This window comes from Nocardioides campestrisoli, from assembly GCF_013624435.2.
GTDB classification, from domain to species: domain Bacteria; phylum Actinomycetota; class Actinomycetes; order Propionibacteriales; family Nocardioidaceae; genus Nocardioides; species Nocardioides campestrisoli.
In genome coordinates this window covers 4013639-4031245 of the sequence record NZ_CP061768.1, presented here as the reverse complement: position 1 = coordinate 4031245, position 17607 = coordinate 4013639, and the positions used below count along the sequence as shown (strand labels likewise).

Annotated in this window: 22 protein-coding genes; 11 read left to right on the top strand and 11 right to left on the bottom strand. The window is 72.2% G+C overall.

Features of this window, described 5'->3' with window-relative positions; genetic code table 11:
* Nucleotides 1-92 precede the first annotated feature (92 nt).
* The 7 genes from H8838_RS19025 (at nucleotide 93) to H8838_RS18995 (ending at nucleotide 5721) form a co-directional block, all read left to right on the top strand.
* On the top strand, nucleotides 93-734 hold the full coding sequence (locus tag H8838_RS19025) for an FMN-dependent NADH-azoreductase (RefSeq protein ID WP_185994311.1): 642 nt from the start codon (nucleotides 93-95) through the stop codon (nucleotides 732-734).
* 145 nt (nucleotides 735-879) lie between these two features.
* Nucleotides 880-1854: a class A beta-lactamase gene (gene bla / locus H8838_RS19020; protein WP_185994312.1), complete on the top strand. Its 975-nt coding sequence runs from the start codon at nucleotides 880-882 to the stop codon at nucleotides 1852-1854.
* Between the two features lie 60 nt (nucleotides 1855-1914).
* Nucleotides 1915-2211 (top strand): hypothetical protein, encoded by a 297-nt coding sequence (locus H8838_RS19015; protein WP_185994313.1) that lies wholly within the window; start codon nucleotides 1915-1917, stop codon nucleotides 2209-2211.
* Between the two features lie 83 nt (nucleotides 2212-2294).
* Nucleotides 2295-2633 carry a hypothetical protein gene (locus H8838_RS19010; RefSeq protein WP_181312938.1) on the top strand — a complete coding sequence of 113 codons (339 nt, stop codon included), beginning with the start codon at nucleotides 2295-2297 and terminating at the stop codon, nucleotides 2631-2633.
* A 37-nt stretch (nucleotides 2634-2670) separates the two neighbouring features.
* Nucleotides 2671-3690 carry an SRPBCC family protein gene (locus H8838_RS19005; RefSeq protein ID WP_185994314.1) on the top strand — a complete coding sequence of 340 codons (1020 nt, stop codon included), beginning with the start codon at nucleotides 2671-2673 and terminating at the stop codon, nucleotides 3688-3690.
* Nucleotides 3687-4871 (top strand): zinc-dependent alcohol dehydrogenase, encoded by a 1185-nt coding sequence (locus tag H8838_RS19000; RefSeq protein WP_185994315.1) that lies wholly within the window; start codon nucleotides 3687-3689, stop codon nucleotides 4869-4871. Before H8838_RS19005 ends, H8838_RS19000 begins: the two co-directional genes overlap by 4 nt.
* A 49-nt stretch (nucleotides 4872-4920) precedes the next feature.
* On the top strand, nucleotides 4921-5721 hold the full coding sequence (locus H8838_RS18995) for a hypothetical protein (protein WP_181312941.1): 801 nt from the start codon (nucleotides 4921-4923) through the stop codon (nucleotides 5719-5721).
* A 72-nt stretch (nucleotides 5722-5793) separates the two neighbouring features.
* Here H8838_RS18995 and H8838_RS18990 read toward each other — a convergent pair whose 3' ends face one another.
* Nucleotides 5794-6387, bottom strand: coding sequence for a TetR/AcrR family transcriptional regulator (locus H8838_RS18990; protein ID WP_185994316.1), 594 nt, complete (start codon nucleotides 6385-6387; stop codon nucleotides 5794-5796).
* Between the two features lie 57 nt (nucleotides 6388-6444).
* Between H8838_RS18990 and H8838_RS18985 the strand changes: the two genes are divergently transcribed.
* Together H8838_RS18985 and H8838_RS18980 are read left to right on the top strand one after the other, a co-directional pair.
* Entirely contained in the window at nucleotides 6445-7227 is a 783-nt protein-coding gene (locus H8838_RS18985) for a hypothetical protein (RefSeq protein ID WP_185994317.1), read from the top strand.
* Between the two features lie 10 nt (nucleotides 7228-7237).
* Nucleotides 7238-8833, top strand: coding sequence for an FAD-binding oxidoreductase (locus H8838_RS18980; protein ID WP_185994318.1), 1596 nt, complete (start codon nucleotides 7238-7240; stop codon nucleotides 8831-8833).
* Nucleotides 8834-8875: 42 nt separating this feature from the next.
* On the opposite strand, the gene H8838_RS18975 is transcribed toward H8838_RS18980, so the two are convergent.
* The 10 genes from H8838_RS18975 to H8838_RS18930 all read right to left on the bottom strand — a co-directional run bounded on the left by H8838_RS18975 (nucleotide 8876) and on the right by H8838_RS18930 (nucleotide 16622).
* The gene (locus H8838_RS18975; RefSeq protein ID WP_185994319.1) at nucleotides 8876-9637 is read right to left on the bottom strand and encodes a hypothetical protein; all 762 of its coding nucleotides are present in this window, start codon (nucleotides 9635-9637) and stop codon (nucleotides 8876-8878) included.
* A gap of 395 nt (nucleotides 9638-10032) precedes the next feature.
* The gene (locus H8838_RS18970) at nucleotides 10033-10401 is read right to left on the bottom strand and encodes a hypothetical protein (RefSeq protein ID WP_185994320.1); all 369 of its coding nucleotides are present in this window, start codon (nucleotides 10399-10401) and stop codon (nucleotides 10033-10035) included.
* 75 nt (nucleotides 10402-10476) lie between these two features.
* Nucleotides 10477-11706: a hypothetical protein gene (locus tag H8838_RS18965; protein WP_185994321.1), complete on the bottom strand. Its 1230-nt coding sequence runs from the start codon at nucleotides 11704-11706 to the stop codon at nucleotides 10477-10479.
* Nucleotides 11699-12196 carry a SigE family RNA polymerase sigma factor gene (locus H8838_RS18960; RefSeq protein WP_181312949.1) on the bottom strand — a complete coding sequence of 166 codons (498 nt, stop codon included), beginning with the start codon at nucleotides 12194-12196 and terminating at the stop codon, nucleotides 11699-11701. Before H8838_RS18960 ends, H8838_RS18965 begins: the two co-directional genes overlap by 8 nt.
* Before the next feature lie 276 nt (nucleotides 12197-12472).
* Complete coding sequence (locus H8838_RS18955; RefSeq protein WP_185994322.1) at nucleotides 12473-12736, bottom strand: hypothetical protein; 264 nt, start codon at nucleotides 12734-12736, stop codon at nucleotides 12473-12475.
* 116 nt (nucleotides 12737-12852) lie between these two features.
* Complete coding sequence (locus H8838_RS18950; protein ID WP_185994323.1) at nucleotides 12853-13188, bottom strand: DUF6966 domain-containing protein; 336 nt, start codon at nucleotides 13186-13188, stop codon at nucleotides 12853-12855.
* 86 nt (nucleotides 13189-13274) lie between these two features.
* A complete protein-coding gene (locus H8838_RS18945) occupies nucleotides 13275-13784 on the bottom strand; it encodes a DUF6924 domain-containing protein (RefSeq protein WP_185994324.1) in 510 nt (169 codons plus the stop codon).
* Nucleotides 13785-14114: 330 nt separating this feature from the next.
* Nucleotides 14115-14822: a DsbA family oxidoreductase gene (locus tag H8838_RS18940; RefSeq protein ID WP_185994325.1), complete on the bottom strand. Its 708-nt coding sequence runs from the start codon at nucleotides 14820-14822 to the stop codon at nucleotides 14115-14117.
* A gap of 53 nt (nucleotides 14823-14875) precedes the next feature.
* Nucleotides 14876-15457 carry a hypothetical protein gene (locus H8838_RS18935; protein ID WP_185994326.1) on the bottom strand — a complete coding sequence of 194 codons (582 nt, stop codon included), beginning with the start codon at nucleotides 15455-15457 and terminating at the stop codon, nucleotides 14876-14878.
* Between the two features lie 58 nt (nucleotides 15458-15515).
* Nucleotides 15516-16622 (bottom strand): DNA glycosylase AlkZ-like family protein, encoded by a 1107-nt coding sequence (locus tag H8838_RS18930; RefSeq protein ID WP_185994327.1) that lies wholly within the window; start codon nucleotides 16620-16622, stop codon nucleotides 15516-15518.
* 29 nt (nucleotides 16623-16651) lie between these two features.
* On the opposite strand from H8838_RS18930, the gene H8838_RS18925 reads away from it, so the two are divergent.
* Both H8838_RS18925 and H8838_RS18920 read left to right on the top strand, forming a co-directional pair.
* Nucleotides 16652-17236 (top strand): DinB family protein, encoded by a 585-nt coding sequence (locus H8838_RS18925; protein ID WP_185994328.1) that lies wholly within the window; start codon nucleotides 16652-16654, stop codon nucleotides 17234-17236.
* A 51-nt stretch (nucleotides 17237-17287) separates the two neighbouring features.
* A complete protein-coding gene (locus H8838_RS18920) occupies nucleotides 17288-17584 on the top strand; it encodes a UBP-type zinc finger domain-containing protein (protein ID WP_185994329.1) in 297 nt (98 codons plus the stop codon).
* Nucleotides 17585-17607 lie beyond the last annotated feature (23 nt).

Genomic DNA, 17607 nt, shown 5'->3' with positions numbered 1-17607 from the left:
GCGTACTCGCCCGCTTGAACATTCAAGTCGGAACGCGTAACGTCTCGACTTGAACATTCAACACGCCTTTCCCACTCTCCTCAGGAGCAGCCATGTCCGTCCTCCGCATCGACGCCTCCATCCAGGGCGACCACTCCGCCAGCAGCGCGCTGGCCGACCTCGTCCTCGAGCGGGTCGTCTCCGCCCACCCCGACGTGCCCGTGGTCCGGCGTCACCTCGCGCAGGACCCGCTCCCCGCCGACGCCTGGGCCACCGCGATCTCGGGTGGCTTCACCCCCGAGGCCGACCGCAGCCACGCCCAGCGCGACGCACTCGCGCTGGCCGAGACGCTCGCCGGCGAGCTGCAGCAGGCCACCACCGCCGTCCTGGCCCTCCCGCTCTACAACTACGGCGTCTCCCAGCACGTGAAGACCTGGATGGACCTCGCCTGCGCCGGCGCCCCGATGGGCACCCGCCTGCTCGACGGCACCCCCACCGTCCTGCTCACCACCCGCGGCGGCGCCTACGGCCCCGGCACCCCGCGCGAGGGCTGGGACCACAACGTCGACTTCCTGCGCCGGATCCTGTGCGACGTCTGGGGCGCCGACCTGACCGTGGTCGAGCGGGAGTTCACCCTGGTCGGGGTCAACCCGGCGCTCGACGAGTTCACCGAGACCGCGGCGCTGATGCGCAAGAGTGCCGAGGAGGCCGCCGTCGAGGCCGGCGACGCCCTCGCCGCCCACCACGCCGCCTGACCCAGCATCGCCCCCCGGGGGCCGTCTGCCCCAGCGCCACTGACCGTGCGCCGCGCGGGCGGTCTTGGGGGCGGGAAGGGCTCTGTGACAGGTTCGTGCCTCCTGACCGAGGGAAGTCACCGTCGATCACGAGGAGCCTGTCGTGATGAGTCCGACCCGCCCCCGCCCGTCCAACCGCCCCCGTCTGCCGAGCCTGCTCACCTGCGCTGCGGCGGGGGTGCTCGCCCTCGGGCTGGGTGCCTGCAGCCCCGCCGAGACGCCCACCGGATCGCCTGACCCCGGGGCCACCGCCTCCTCGGCCACGCCGTCCGGCTCGCCCACCGCCTCCGGCACGGCCACTCCGGCGGACGTGGACTTCTCCCCGCTGGAGCAGCAGTACGACGCCCGGCTCGGCGTCTTCGCCGTCGACACCGGCAGCGGGACCACGGTCGAGCACCGCGCCGATGAGCGCTTCGCCTACGCCTCGACGTTCAAGGCGCTGGCGGCCGCCGCTCTGCTCGACCGGCTCGAGCCGGAGGAGTGGGACGAGGTCGTCCGTTACGGCGAAGCCGACCTGGTCGACCACTCCCCGGTGACCGAGCAGCACGTGGCCACCGGGCTGCCGCTGCGCCGGATCGCAGAGGCGGCGGTGCGGGAGAGCGACAACACCGCCGCCAACCTGATGCTCGACGCGCTCGGCGGACCCGCCGGCTTCCAGCGCGCGCTGCGAGCCGTGGGCGACGACGTCACCGTGGTCGCGCGGACCGAGCCGACGCTCAACGAGGCCCGTCCCGGCGACGACCGGGACACCACCACCCCGCGGGCGTTCGCCGAGGTCCTGCGGGCGTACGCCGTCGACGACGCCCTGGCGCCAGCGGCTCGCCGTACCCTGCTGCGCTGGATGAGCGGCAACGCCACCGGCGACGCGCTGGTCCGGGCCGGGGTGCCGCCGGACTGGGTGGTGGCGGACAAGTCCGGAGGGGGCGGCTACGGCACCCGCAACGACCTCGCGCTGGTCACACCGCCCGGCCGGGCGCCGATCGTGGTCGCGGTCTTCTCCGACCGCGGCGAGAAGGACGCGGCGTACGACGACGCGCTGGTCGCTGACGCCGCCGCCCTGGTGGTGCGCGCCCTGCGCTGACGCGAAGCCGGGGGCGACGACGAGGAATGCCCCGCCCGGGGAACGGGCACCGAATCGTGCATGAAGGCCCCCAAGACCGCCGCGGTGGCGGCGACCGGCGCCTGGACGGACCCGGACGGCTACCGGATGCCGTCGGGGGAGGTCCACGCTTGGACGCCGGGCACCAACCAGACCTTGTGCGGGCTCTCGATCCACCGGTCCGAGCTGCGCCGCTTCTCCCACGTGGAGTGGGTCGACGTGCAGCCCGCGACCGGGCGCGACGCCGACCAGGTCTCCGACGTGTGCCGGCGCTGCGCCGCAGCGATGGGGGGCCGTCGCGACGAACGGCCCTGGAAGCGCACCGACCCCCGCCCCTGACCACCCCGCGATGACCAGCTCGCGGCCTGGGCATCCCAGGCCCTGAACCCGACCCTGAACCCGACCCAGTGAAGGAGCGCACGATGACCCACCACGACCTTCCCCTGCCGGACTACGACGACCTCAGCAGCGGCGCCCTCGAGTCCCGGGTGCGGACGCTGGACGCCGCGGGGGTCGAGCAGGTGCTGGCCTACGAACGCGCGCACGCCGACCGGATCCAGGTGGTGCAGATCCTGGAGCACCGGTTGCAGGCCCTGCAGACAGGCGACGCGCAACCCTCGGGAGGCGACCCGACGGCCTCGGCGACGCAGGTGCAGCAGGGGGCGTCGGGCGGCTCGCCGGTCTCCCCGGCGACCCAGGGGCCCAAGCAGAACCCGCCGTCCCAGGGAGTCCCCACCAACCCCGCCCAGCCGCGGACGTGAGGGCATGGCCCGCCATGACGGGGGTACGAGCAGTCGCATGAAGTCGACCCAGAACCCAGAACGCGCAACCGGCCGCCTGGTGCGCGGCCTCGGCGTCGCCAGCCTCGGCCTCGGCGTCCCGATGCTCCTGCGGCCCGGCTCGGTGGCCCGGCTCGCGGGGGTGGACGACAGTGCGAGCGCCCCGGGGGTGATCCGCGCGGTCGGCGCCCGCGAGCTCGTGCACGCGGCGGCCTGCCTGGTCGGCCCGCAGCGCTCGGTGTGGACCCGGGTCGCCGGGGACGCGCTCGACCTGGCACTGCTCGGTCACGCGATGAAGACGCGGCGAGCCGAGCGAACCGGCCTGCGGGGATGGGGCAAGAGGGGGCAGGGTGAGCGGCTCACCCGGGTCAACCTGGCCACCGCCGCGGTCGCGGGGATCGCGGCCGTCGACCTGTACGCCGCGGTGCGTACCGCTCGCGCCCAGCACGGCAAGGGCCGTCCCGGACCGCTCAGCCTGGAGGCGTCGACCACCGTCAACCGACCGCCGGACGAGGTCTTCGCGTTCTGGCGCGACCTGGGCAACCTGCCCTCGTTCATGCTCCACCTGGAGTCGGTGACCACCCAGGGCGACGGCACGAGCCACTGGGTGGCCAAGGGCCCGGCCGGCAAGAAGGTCTCCTGGGACGCCGAGATCACCAGCCAGGAGACCGGCCGCCGCCTGGCCTGGCGCTCGCTCAAGGGGGCCACGGTCGCCAACTCCGGCACCGTGCACTTCGCCCCCGCGCCCGGCGACCGGGGCACCGAGGTCCGGGTGGTGCTGCACTACGACGTCCCCGGCGGGCGGGTCGGCCGCGCGGTCGCGCGTCTCTTCGGCGAGGAGCCCGAGCAGCAGGTCCGCGACGACCTGCGCCGGTTCAAGCAGGTGATGGAGACCGGCTCGGTGGTGCGCACCGAGATCCTCCCGCACGGCACCGAGGCGAAGCGGCAGTTCCTCCAGGGGCCGGCTCAGCCCAACGACAAGCAGCCCAACGACAAGCAGCCCAACGAGCACGCGAGCAACGAAGGGAGCAGCCGATGAAGGCGGTCGTCTGGCAGGGCCCTAGCAAGGTCGACGTCCAGGAGGTCCCGGACCCGAAGCTGCTCAACCCCCGGGACGCGATCATCAAGGTCTCCTCGACCGCGATCTGCGGCTCCGACCTGCACCTGTACGACGGCTACATCCCGACGTTCATGCCCGGCGACATCTTCGGCCACGAGTTCATGGGCGAGGTCGTCGAGCTGGGCCCCGAGGCGCGCGAGCGGCGCCCTGACCTGCAGGTCGGCGACCGGGTGATCGTGCCGTTCCCGATCGCCTGCGGCGCCTGCACGCCGTGCCAGCGCGGCTTGACCTCGCTGTGCGAGAACTCCAACCCCAACGCCGGCGAGGCGGAGAAGGTGATGGGCCACTCGCCGTCCGGGATCTTCGGCTACTCCCACATGCTCGGCGGCTACCCCGGCGGCCAGGCGGAGTACGCCCGGGTGCCGTTCGCCGACGTGGGGCCGTTCAAGGTCGACGAGGACCTCAGCGACGACCAGGTGCTCTTCCTCACCGACGTGCTGCCGACCGGCTGGATGGCCGCCGACATGTGCGACATCCAGTCCGGCGACGTGGTCGCGGTCTGGGGCGCCGGCCCGGTCGGGCAGTTCGCCTGCCTGGCCGCGCAGATCATGGGCGCGGCCAAGGTGATCGTGATCGACCGGGTGCCGGAGCGGCTGGCGATGGCCGCCGAGCACACGGGCGCGCACCCGCTCAACTACGAGAACACGTCGGTGCTCAAGGAGCTGCGCGAGCTCACCGCCGGACGCGGGCCCGACCGGGTGATCGACGCGGTCGGCATGGAGGCGCACACCGACGTCACCGCGATCCACGCGTACGACAAGACCAAGCAGGTCGCCAAGCTCTCCACCGAGCGGCCGCACGCGCTGCGCGAGGCGATCCTCTCGGTCGCCAACGGCGGCACGGTCTCGATCGTCGGCGTCTACGGCGGACTGGTCGACAAGTTCCCGATCGGGTCGCTGATGAACCGCTCGGTCACGGTGCGCACCGGCCAGGCGCACGTCCACCGCTACCTGCCCGACCTCTACCGGCGGATCCGCAGCGGGGAGATCGACCCGACCTTCATCATCAGCCACCACCTGCCGCTGGCCGACGCGGCGCACGGCTTCGACATCTTCAAGCACAAGGAGCAGGAGTGCACGAAGGTGGTGCTCAAGCCCTGACCCGGTCCAGTTGGATCTCCGTCCGGCGGACGCCGCCTAGGGTCGTGGCGTGACTCCGACCGCCCTGCTGCCGCACACCCAGTACCTCGACCTGCTCGACCGGCACGGCCGCGCCGGCGTGGAGGCGCTCGGCCGACTGCTCCCCGAGGAGCGGGTCGGGCCGCTGAAGGAGGAGGCGCTGACCTACGCGCAGGAGCACCTGGGGACGCTGGCGGTCTGGGAGTGGCTTCTCCGGCACCCGGAGTCGGACTGGCGTGCCTACGAGGGGCAGACCCCGCCGGTCGTGCTGGAGGACGTGCTGGCCGAGATCAGCCGGGTTCGGGACGAGCTGACGCGACTGTTGGTCGACGTCGGTCCGGACGTGGAGCTCGACTACTTCGGGCGTCCGGGGACCTCGCACGAGGTCGCGCGGCTGCTGGCTCACGAGGCGATCAACGTGGCGCTCGCGGCGAGCGAGGTCAGCTCCCTCGAGCCGCCTGCGCTGCACCCCGACGTCGCGGCAGACTGCGTGGACCGGGCGCTGGCCCACTGGGCGGAGCCGGGCGCCGACGTCCTCTGGCAGCCCGCGCCGGCCCACCTAGTGGCGTCGGACACGGACAGCTCGTGGTGGGTCAGGTTCGGCACCGACCGGGAGGGGGTCCTGGGCGACATCGCACTCGGCTCGCCCGGCCGGCCGGTCCTCACGGTCACCGACTCCGCGGCAGGGCTGCTGCGGTGGCTCCATGACTATCCCGGGTCAGGTGCGGTGGTGGAGGGCGAGGCGGCAGCGGAGCGGGCGTTCAAGGTGGCCCTCGGGCATCGGGTCGAGCCGGAGCCGCGGCGCCGCTCGTGGTGGCGCCGGGCTCAGTGATAGTGGGCGCAGTGAATCGGGAGCAGTGACCTCCGCGGCGCTCCCAGCGGGCTGGCAGGGGCCTGCCGCGGCTCAGGGCGCGAGGAGCCGGCGTACGGCGTCGCGCAGCGTCTCGGCCGCGCGCGCGGCGTCGAACCCGGGCTCGGTGACCACCACCCCGAGGTAGCCGTCGAGCAGGGCCTGGAGCCAGAGCACCAGCTGCTCGGGCGGCAGGTCCGCGCGCACGTCGCCGGCCTCCATGGCGGCGCGTACCCAGGGCAGCAGCCCCGCGCGGATCGCCGCGGTGTCGAGCTCCAGGGTGCCGGTGACCTCCGGTTCGGACATCACCGCGCCGACCGCGCGGACCAGTCCCGCGACCCGGACGTCGGCCATCTCCTCGGCGGTGTGGGCCACGTAGTCGTCGAGCACGCCCCGGGCGTCGTCGCGGCCGGCCTGCGCGGCAAACCACTCCTGCTCCTCGGCAGTGCCGAGCTCCAGCATCGCCAGCAGCACCGCGAGCTTGGTCGGGAAGTAGTGGAAGAAGGTGCCCGAGCCGATGCCCGCCTCGCGGCAGATCGCGGCGGTGGTCGCCCGGTCGTAGCCGTCGCGGGCGAAGCAGGTGAGCGCGGCGTCGATGATCTGCAGCCGTCGCGCCTCGTGGCGGGCCGGGTCGACCGTGCGTGCCATACCCGGATCCTCCCAGCTGCTGGCAAATAATGGAGTACGCACTCTAGTATTGACGCCATGACCCAGGAAGTCGAGCGCTGGCTGCTCACTCACGACGGCCGCGCGCACGTCGTGGAGCTGACCGAGGCTGGATTCCAGCGCGCGATCACCTGGACGGTGGACGACGAGGAGGTCGCGTCGGAGAAGACGTCCGACGACACGGTGACCCTGGACGGCGGCGACCATGGCGCGGTCAAGCTCAAGCTGCCCACTTTCGTCGGTCCGGCCCGCCGGGTCACCTGGTGGGGCGGCGAGCCGGGGAAGCCGGCCCTCGCGGCCGCGACGCTCGGCATCGGCGGGCTCGATTTCGACCCCGAGCCCGGCTCCAAGGCTGCCGAGCGGGAGGCGTGGATCCGCGAGCACCCCACCCAGTACGCCGTACGCCGGACCGCCGCAGCCGTCGCCGGGGTCGTGGTGCCGATCGTGCTGATCTGGCTGCTCGGCCGGTTCGCCCTCCCCAACATCCCCTGGCCCGACATCCCCTGGCCCAAGATCCCCTGGCCGGACTGGTCGATCCCGTGGCCGACCATCCCGTGGCCGGACTGGTCGATCCCCTGGCCGGAATGGAGCCTTCCCGACTGGAGCCTGCCCGCCTGGTTGCAGAGCCTGCTCGACCTGCTCAAGTACGTCTGGCCGGTACTGCTCGCTGCCGCCCTCGCGCAGCGCGAGATCAAGCGGCGCCGCGACCAGGACGCGCGGAAGCGGGCCGCGCAGCTCACGGCCGCAGACACCGCCCAGGTCACCGAAGAGGACTCGGCCAAGCGCGCCGAAGCCGAGCCGCAGGAGCCCGACCGCCCTTAGGGTCGCCCCCATGACGCGATCGTGGTGGGGCTGGGGCAACGAGGAGCACGCCGTCGTCGGCGCCGAGGCCGAGGAGCTGGTGGCCCGGGTGGCGGCGCTGCTCCCCGAGCACGACTTCACCCCGCACGCCCCGCCCGCCGTGGCCGACCTCGACCTGAAGGCGCCCCAGGTCGAGGTCCCCGCGTCGCTGGCCGAGATCGCCTCGGCCGAGCCCGAGGACCGGGCCGCGCACACCCACGGCAAGGCCTACCGCGACGTGGTCCGCAACCTCCAGGGCGACCTGGCGCACCCGCCGGACCTGGTGCTGCGCCCGCGCTCGGAGCAGGACGTGGTCGACGTGCTCGACTGGGCGACGTCCGCCTCGGTGGCCGTGGTGCCGTTCGGCGGCGGTACGTCGGTGGTCGGCGGCGTGGAGGCGCGGTTCGACGGCCCGGCGGTCAGCCTCGACCTGGGCGCGCTCGACCAGGTGCTGGAGATCGACCCGGTCAGCCGGGCCGCGCGGATCCAGGGCGGCGTCCTCGGTCCGGCGCTCGAGGCGCAGCTGCGCCCGCACGGGCTGACGCTGCGGCACTTCCCGCAGTCCTTCGAGTTCTCTACCCTCGGCGGCTGGCTCGCCACCCGCGCCGGCGGCCACTACGCCACCGTGCTCACCCACGTCGACGACCTCACCGAGAGCCTGCGGGTGGTCAGCCCGACCGGGGTCGGGGAGTCGCGGCGGCTGCCCGGCTCGGGGGCGGGTCCGTCGCCGGACCGGATGTTCCTCGGCTCCGAGGGCACGCTGGGGATCATCACCGAGGCGTGGATGCGGCTCCAGGACCGGCCCCGCTGGCGGGCCGGGGTCACCGTCGACTTCGACTCCTTCGACGCGGCGGTGGCCGCCACCCGGGCGGTCGCGCAGAGCGGCCTCAACCCGTCGAACTGCCGGCTGCTCGACCCGATGGAGGCGCTGCTCAACGTCGGCTCCTCCACCCGCGGCGGCCTGCTGGTGCTGGCCTTCGAGTCGGCCGACCACCCGGTCGACGTGCTCCTGGACCGGGCGATCGAGCTCGCCCGCGACCACGGCGGCAAGCCGGGGGAGCCGTCGGTCAAGGACGCGGCCGCAGCCGCGGCGGAGACCACCGGCCCGGGTGACCCGGCGGACGCCTGGCGCTCCTCGTTCCTCCGGATGCCCTACCAGCGCGACGCCGTCACTCGCCGCAGCTTGATCGCGGAGACCTTCGAGACCGCCTGCACCTGGGACCGGTTCCCGACGATGCACGCGGCGATCACCACCGCGGCGTACGACGTGATGGGTGCGCTCGGGATCACCGGCGTGATCACCTGCCGGTTCACCCACGTCTACCCGGACGGCCCGGCGCCGTACTACGGCGTCTACGCCTCGGGCCGCTGGGGCTCGCTGCTGCCGATGTGGGACGAGATCAAGGCCGGCGTCTCCGAGGCGATGACCACGCACGGCGGCACGATCACTCACCACCACGCGGTCGGCCGCGACCATGCGCCCTGGTACGCCCGCCAGCGGCCGGACCCGTTCGCCGCGGCGTTGCGTGGGGCGAAGGCCGCGCTGGACCCGGCAGGGATCCTGAACCCGGGGGTGCTGGGGCTCTGACGACGGCGTTCTGACGCTCGCCGCGCAGAGGCGTCCTCAACCTCATGGGGACGGGAGCGAGACAGTCGTGCCTGCCCACTCCCCGTGGGCCGGGTACGGGCCGGGCAGATCCAGCACTCGTCTGAGGCGGCCGGTGCGCGGCTCCCAGTCGACCAGGCGACGGTTCGCGATGAGCAGCCGCAGCCGGTCGTCAGTCCACCCCACGATGCTGGTGGTTGCCGGGACCTGCAGCCGGGCGGCCATCGCACCGGTGCCCTTGTCGAGCACCCAGACCTGCGCGGGCTGCCGACTCGGCCACGAGCGGCGGGCGGCGAGGAGCGCGACGTACTTGGTGTGGAACACGCCGAACGCGCGGCGGCGGATCTGGCGAGGGACCTCTACGCCGGGAGTGAGGGTCGACGACGTGACAGCGTCGTCGGCCCAGCGCTTCACCCGGAGTCGCTGACGCGAGGCTCCCCTGATCTCGACCGGCGTGCCGTCGACGTCGAACCGGGTACGCCACGCCGGGTACCTGACGGGGGTCACGCGGCCTTCTCTGCCGAAGTGGAAGGTGGAGTACTTGGACGACTGTGCCGCCGCGGCGTACGCAGAGACGACGTCCTGGCCCGGTATCCAGTCCACGTATCTCACGTCGGAGCGACCTGCCGGGAACGGCACGCGCCGGACCGCGCCGCTCGTCAGGTCGAGCAGGACAGCACCTCCGCGGGTGTGCGCTGCCCAGAGGCGTCCGTCCCGCGACAGGGCACCGGATCCGTAGGTGTCCGGGCCCTGCCACGAGTCCTCGGGAAGACCCAAGTCGCCCATGTCCAGAGTGCGCCAGCGGTCGTCCACGCCGAGGAAGAAGAGGCGCTCGCCTGCCCATCCGTCGGGATCGTCGAGCCGTTCAGTGGGGTGGTAGACCAGCTGAGCGCGCGCGGGGTCCGTCAGGACGCTGGGCGCCTGCGTGGCGGCGTCAGGGGCTACCCGGCGGCGGCCGCCGGTCCAGGGGACGCGGCTCCAGTCACGCGGCGGCGGCTGTGTCCTCGGCGCGGGTGCAGCACTCGTGGATGGCTCGGATGGCGCCGGCGCTTCCCCCGCAGCGTCAGCGGTGGAGGGAGGCCTCGGGAGTCGCTCGGTGTCGCTGGCAGGCGTGCTGCAGGCCGCGAGGAGCGCCACCAGAGTGCAGACGAACGCAGTTCGCATCGCCCCGCCCTCCTCCCTCATGCGCTGAGCGCCACCAGCAACGAGCACCCGGCCAGCATGGCGCACGCGGGCGTCATCACGGCGCGTTCCGATCGGCTCCGGGACGCCGCGTTCATGGCGATCCCCAGGGTGAAGCAGCCGACGAGCACCCAGACCACGGCGACCAGTGCCCCTTCCCGACCGGCGGCTCGAGAGATGAGCGCGGCTGCCATCGCGGCGTACAGCACGACCGAGAGGGCGCTGCCGATACGCAGCCCGCGAGGGAGCACCTCATGCTGCCCGCCCCACACGAAGCGGCCCACGGGTCGTCCGGTCGCGGCGGCGATCTGCACGACGGAGATGGCCGCGAGGACGAAGGTGGCGAGGACGGCGGCTGCGAGACTCACGGGAGGGAGTGTGGCAGTGCCGCGTCGGAAGTCGTCCGCGCCGCGCTCTTCGGACTCCGGGGGCCGTCCTCATGCCTAAGCGATGGCGCGCAGAGCGGCTTGGGCAAACACCACCGACGCCGCCACCGGCAGGGCTGTGGCGGCAACGATCGACAACCCGCCCTCGGCGGGGTCCCACGCCACCAGCCGGAAGCCGTCGACCCGGCGTCCGATCGCCGCGACGCGGAGCAGGACCGTCCCGTCGTCTGCGATCGCGACGGCGCCCAGTCCCCAGTTGCTGTAGTTGGCGTCGTAGTCGAGCACCGGGAGTCGGAACTGCGGGGTCAGCGTCTGGCGGTCGGCGACCACCACCGAGAACGGCTGGTCGTCGTACGTCGTGCCCACCACGGTGTCCTCGTCGGCCTGGATCCGCAGGAGGCGGCCGGTCCGGTCCATGCTCACCTCACGTGGAGTGCCGCCGGCGTAGTCGGTGAGCACGTTGGGCTCCGTGAAGTCGGCGCTGGAAAGCCAATCGCCGGCTGGATCCAGCGTCATGGACATCCCGGCGGGGAGGGACATCTCCTCCGCCTCGCCTGAGCCGATCGCCACGGCGTAGCTCTGCGGGCCGCTGCTGAACAGCATCATCTCCTCGTCGAGGAACGTCCACCCGGCGTAGTCCCAGGGCTCGAGTCCTGGGGGCGCTTCCAACGTCCGGCTGCCGCCGGTGGCCAGGTCGTGCACCGTCACGCGGTAGTCGTACACCCCGACCCGGTTGTCGTAGCCGTAGTGGACCGCGAGCCGGGTGCCCTCGGGGCTGAGGGAGACCACCGGGAACCTCCCGTCGATCGGCACCGTGCGCCAGTCGCCGTCCGTGCCGAGCACCTGGGCCAGGCCGCCCTGCTCGACCGCCAGAACCCCCACGCCGACCGGGTCGTCACTCAGCAGCGGGGAGGAGGTGGGCGGGTCGATCACGTCTGGGAGCGCGGGAGCGATCCGGTCCGGAGCCGCGGGCAGCTGGTCGACGTCGCGCGGGTCCCACTGCGGCCACACCTTCTCCGCGGAGCCGGACGCCGACGCGGAGGCCGAGGGCGAGGGCACACTCGTCGGGGTCGGCCCCGCCGGTGCAACAGGCCCGAGCCCGTCCCCGCGGTCGGCGACCTGGAGGCCGACGAGCGTCGTGACCACTAGGGCCGAGGTGACGACCGCGGCGGCCGCCCCCCGACGGCGGGTACGGCGACGCCTCGCGTTTTGCATTGCCGCCTGTTCGAGCCGGGGGCTCTCGATCCGATCGGTGGCGCGGGCCAGCAGGTCGCGAAGCTCACTCATGGGGTCCTCCGGTCAGGTCGAGCAGCTCCGGCGCACCGGTGCGCAGTCGGGCGAGGGCTGCGGCGTTCTGGCTCTTGACGGTGCCGATGCTGACTCCCAGGATCGCGGCCGTCTCGCGCTCGGACAGGTCGTCGAGGTGCCGCAACACCAGCACCGCCCGCTGGGCCGGGGTGAGCCGCATCAGTGCCCGGCGGATGACCAGCGCGGTGACGGGGTCGCTGCTGATCTCCTCGGGCACCGAGTCATCAAGCGCCGCGCCGGCGGTCTCCCGGCGCCGGCGCCACCAGCTGACGTTGTCGTGCACGACGATCCTGCGCGCGTACGCCGTCGGGTTGCCGTCGCGGAGCTTGGGCCAGCGCAGCGCGACCTTGACCAGCGCCTCCTGGACCAGGTCCTGGGCGCGGTGCAGGTCTCCGGTCAGCAGGTAGGCCGAACGCAGCAGGGAGCGCTGGCACCCGACCGCCCACTCGGTGAACTCCTGGTCATCCACTCGCCGCTCCCGCCTCGGTCGGGACTTCCCCTGGGACCTGTCACCTAAGGAACGTTGCACCCTCCTGCTCAGGTTGGGGTGAGTTCCACCGTGTCGCTTCCACCTTCCCCAGGATCTCCCGAGAGTCGGCTTGTCGCGTCGGCATACGAGCCTTCGAGTGAATACGTGCAGCGCGTCCTGTGGGTGCGCAGACAGTCACCGGCGCGAGCGGCTGGGCACGGGCTCCCCTTAGCGGGGGGAGGACGCACTCGTCGCGGCAGGTGCGGTCGTTTTGGGTCAGGATTCCAGTTGTATCAATAGCGGGCCGAGGATGCGCCTGCCAGCCGACAGATGCTCTTCTCGCTCGTTGGCGTAATGCGCGTACTCCAGGTCTGCGGCGGCTTCGCGGAGTTCTTGAGGCAATGGAGCGCTTGCGTTGTCCAATGCCTCCGACGCTTGCTCGGTTAACCGAGACAGGTCCAACAGGGTCGCCCGTCCCTGCTCGAAGTCGTCCCATGCGTCAAGAAGTGGTGCGTAGACCCGCCTGGCGTGCTCGTCCATGCCGCGAGAGTAAATCGGATCAGGCGCACACCGGCAGACCCGTGGGCCCGACTCGCGGGGGAATGACGCAGCGCCGCTCGACCCTGGCGGGTCGCAAACGGACGTTCGTAGCGGGCCTACGACGACGCTCGTAGCTCGTGCCTCAAGGCCATCGCGTCATCCCAGATCAATGAGCGCAGCTCGGTCAGCCGGTCATTGACCGTCGCTTCCTGGTCCGGTTCGACGGCGTGACCGTTGACGCTCAGGATCCAGAGGTCGTTGAAAGTCCCCATGCCGCCGAACGCACCAAGCACACGATCGAAAGCGGCAGCGTCGTTGTTATGCAACGCAGCCCGGCACGAAGTAGCCCACTTGAACCAGTGATTTTCACCGTGGTTAAGCAGCAGGTTCAGGGTCTCATCCAAGTTACTCATGAGCCGCGTCAGACGAGCATCGAAGTCCGGGTCCGTCACGCTCGGCAGCCTAATCGCGGAAACCGACAGGCGGCGTGCGTCCAACGCGGGCGAATGGGCAGGTCCGACGACGGGACGCGCGGACGCTAGTCGGCGAAGCCCCGGAAGACGCCGTCTGGATAAGCGTTGTCAGCAAACTCGTGAAAGTCCATGTTGGCGATCGAGAGATTGGCCTCTATCGAGGCGATCTCAGCGACCGCGCACCGGAACGTGCGGCCCATGAAGGAGTTGAATAGTTCGGCGTCTTCCGGATCCGAGACCGAGAGGTCGACGTACGCGAGCGTGAGCTCGCCGCCGGCGGTAGCCTCCTCCATGCATCGCGCGTCGGCGAGGAGTACGTACCCGCCCGATTCGATGGTGGGGAGTGCTTCTGCTAGCGCAGGGCCGTCAACACCTGTGAACTCTGGGTCGTCGACGATGACGACGTAGGGCACGTATCCGTCGTCGCCTGGGTCAGTGTTGTCGGGGTCATCGAAGTCGACCGGCTTGGTGACCTGTTCGACAACGACGGACCATGCGGAGTCGCTGGCAAAGTCAGTGCGGATGAGCGGAGTGCCTGCGTCCTCGAAAGCCGCACTGATCTGTGTCAGGTTCACGTCGGAATGCTGACAGAAACATGAGGCCTGCCCGCGGACCAACGCACCCATCAGCGTGTGCCGCGTAGGCAGCCGCGTCTAGAAACATCTGTTGCGCGCGCGACGAGCTCGGCGTCCGGCGCCGTCGGCCCGTACCTACCCTCGTCTGGGCGCCGTACGCCCCCAGTCCATCGAACGTGCTGCACGCCAGACGTGCAGAGGCTCAACGGTCGCGGCAGATCCGGGCGGGCTACAGGTCCGGGCGTCCGGCTCGCGGCGAAGTGACGCAGCCCTGTGCCGTCCTCGTGGAAGACCCGACTGTGGCCTCACGCGCCCCGAGGCTCGCCCCAACTACGGCGTACAACCCTCCGGCCCACACACGTCGCCTCCGCCGTCCACCATGCTCAGGCTCGGCCGCGACTCCTCCCACGCCTTGGTGAGAACCTCCGCGAGCGCGGCGGCGGGCTGGGCGCCGGAGACGCCGTACTTCTGGTCGATCACGAAGAAGGGGACGCCGGTGGCGCCGTAGCGGCGCGCCTGCTCGATGTCCGCCGAGACCTCGGCGGTGAACTCGTCGGAGGCGAGCACCGCGTCGACCCGGTCGGCATCGAGCCCGGCGTCCACTGCCACCTCACGCAGCACGGCGGGGTCGGCGACGTTGCGGGCCTCGGTGAAGTACGCCTTCAGGAGCGCCTCCTTCACCCGTCCCTGCAGCTCGGGGCCGCCCTCGGCGAGCGCCAGGTGGATGACCCGGTGCGCGTCGACCGTGTTGACGTGCCGGGTCTCGTCGAGGCGGTACTCCAGCCCCTCGGCGGCGGCCGTCTCGGTGATCTGTGCCTGCGCCTGCTGCACCTGCTCGGGGCTCATGCCGTACTTGACGGCGAGCATCTCGGCCGAGCGCTCACCGCCGGTACGCGGGGCGGTGGGGTCCAGCTGGAAGGAGCGCCACACGACCTCGACCTCGTCGGCGTGGCCGAAGTCGGCCAGCGCGGTCTCCATCCGCCGCTTGCCGATGTAGCACCAAGGACAGACGACGTCGCTCCAGATCTCGATCCGCATGCGAGGACAACCTCGCGAGCCGGTCGGGTGTTCCCCGGAGACGGGCCGAGGCGTCAGGCGTCCTGCCGCCGCGTCGGCACGTGGTGCCAGGCGCCGTAGATGAGCACCGCCACGCCCGCCAGCCACAGACCCACGCCCAGCAAGCCCGGACCCCAGTTCATCAGGGCGACGTAGAGGCCGATCGGGGCCGGGCCCACCTCGACGGCCACGACCGGGTTGGACTCGATCGCGGCACAGGTGACGGTCATCGTGTCGGTCTCCGGGGCGGTGAAGACGAACGAGACTTCGGGATCGCCGACGCCCTGCATCTCGACCGTGGTCCGCTCCGAGGGCGGCACGGCCCGCAGCTCCACCGCGTTGCCGGTGGCGTCGACGATCTCGCACTCCGGGTCGATCAGCCACTGCTCGCTCCACAGCGCGTAGTCGCTCCCCGGCTCGAAGACGGCCACCTCGTGGCTGCTCCCGTCCCGCGGCACCTCGGCGCCGCCCCCGTTCCACCACCACCCGGCATAGGTGAAGCTGGCGAACGCGATCACGATCCCGGCGACCATCAACGTCGCGGAGAGGACGAACACCCGCCACCCCGGGCGCTGCCGGGTCTGGGGTGCGGCCGGCGCGTCCGGGTGCGTGGTCATGGCCGGAGACTAGGGCCTGCGACGCGGGTGAGGGGAGTACGCCGCGCAAGGACGTCCCTCATCCGCGTTCCAGCTCCAGGTCGAGCCAGCCGGCGAGATCCCGCAGCTCCCGGTCGACGGAGCCGGTCAGCGCCTTGCTGAACGGCTCGTCCTCGTGCACCGTGTGCACCCGCAGCACGCCCGACTCCCGGTCGGCGACGGCGTCGACCTTGCCGACCAGCCGGTCGCCGTGCAGCACCGGCATCGCCCAGTAGCCCCAGCGCCGCTTCGCCGCCGGCTTGTACATCTCCAGCTGGTAGTCGAACCCGAACAGCTCCGCGATCCGCCGCCGGTCGAAGACGAGCCGGTCCAGCGGTGAGAGCAGCGCGGTGCGGCCGCGGAACGTCGTCCCGTCGTCGAGATACGCCGGGTCCACCCGCCAGCTGCCCGGCACCTCGTCGACGGTGGCCAGGACGCCGGCCTCGCCGACGTGGTCCGGCTCGCCGGGCATCTTGGGGCTCTTCGCCCGGGCGATGCCGAGCCCGCGCAGCCGCCGCCGGTCGCGCTCGGCCAGCGCCTCGGGCAGCGGGACCACCGGGACGTCGGGGTAGACCCGCTCGGCCAGGTCCCAGAGCTTGACCCGGCCCTCCCGACCGGCCGCCGCCACCTCGCCGCGGGCAGCCATCAGGTCGAGCAGCCTGCGCACGTTGCGGTCGTTGGTCCACCCGCTCGACTCCCACGGCACCGCCGTCGTGTCCGGGAGGGCGCTCGCCGGCAGCGGACCCTCGTCGTACAGCTTCTCCAGGATGTCGCGGCGGCAGGCGTCGTTGGCCTCGAGCCAGCCGAGGGTCCGCACCTGCCACTCCTTGAGCGGGCCCGGTCCCGGCCAGGCGGCCATCTCCGCGCGGTAGAGCGCGACGTCCTCGGCGGGCCGCAACCGCATGTCGAGCTCGACGAGCTGCCCGGTGCCGACCGCCTCCTCCAGCTCGCGGCGGTCGTAGCCGGAACCGAGCCGTGACCAGAGCACCAGGTCGGCGTTGCGGGCCACGGCCTCGGTCGGGTCCGCCTGCAGGAAGCCGAGGTGCCGCACCGTGTCGAGCACCGTCTCAGGCCGGTCCGCGCTCAGCAGCTGCGCCCGGACGGCGATCCGCCGGGCGTCGCGACGCGACAGCTGGGGGGTACCCATGACGGGAGCCTAGGGCTAGCGTCCGGGAGATGGAGGACGCCGCGACCCCGTCGCTCGAACCGCAGCCCCCGTGGGAGCCGCCGCTCGCGGGCACCGAGGCCGAGCACCTGCTCGGCTCGCTGGAGCGGCTGCGCGCGACCTTCCGCTGGAAGGCCGACGGGCTCGACGAGGCCGGGCTGCGCGTCGCCCTCCCGTCCTCGGCGCTCACCCTGGGCGGTTTGCTCAAGCACCTCGCGCTGGTCGAGGACCACATGTTCACCAGCAAGCTGGCCGGCACCTCGCCGGGGGAGCCCTGGGCCTCCGCCGACTGGGAGGAGCACCCCGACTGGGACTTCACCTCGGCCGGCTCGGACGCTGCCGCCGAGCTCTACCGGCGCTACGACGACGCCGTACGACGGGCGCGGCAGCGGGTCGGCGAGGCGCTCGATGCGGGCGGCCTCGACCACCCGTGTGCCGTCACCGGGCCCGACGGGACCCCGGCGAGCCTGCGCCGCCTGCTCTTCGACCTGGTCGAGGAGTACGGCCGGCACACCGGGCACGCCGACCTGCTCCGGGAGGCGGTCGACGGCCGCACCGGCGAGGACCCGCCGGAGGAGTGGCGGCCGTTCGAGTAGCCGGCTCCCGGCCCTCGACACCGCCACCGACGCGAGCGCACACTCGAAGACATGGCCGATCCCTGTGTCCACGCCACCCAGCTCACCTTCGCCGCCGCGCCGTCGGGCGACGGCTGCCTGGAGTGCCTGCGCGACGGCACCCAGTGGGTCCAGCTGCGGATGTGCCAGGACTGCGGACACATCGGCTGCTGCGACTCCTCCCCGGGCAGGCACGCCACCGCGCACTACACCGAGACCCAGCACCCGGTGATCCGCTCCTACGAGCCGGGCGAGGAGTGGTTCTGGTGCTACGTCGACGAGGGCGGCTTCGAGCTGCCGGACGCCCCGGAGGCGCTCTCGCACACGTGAGCCGCACGACTCGCCTCACCTGA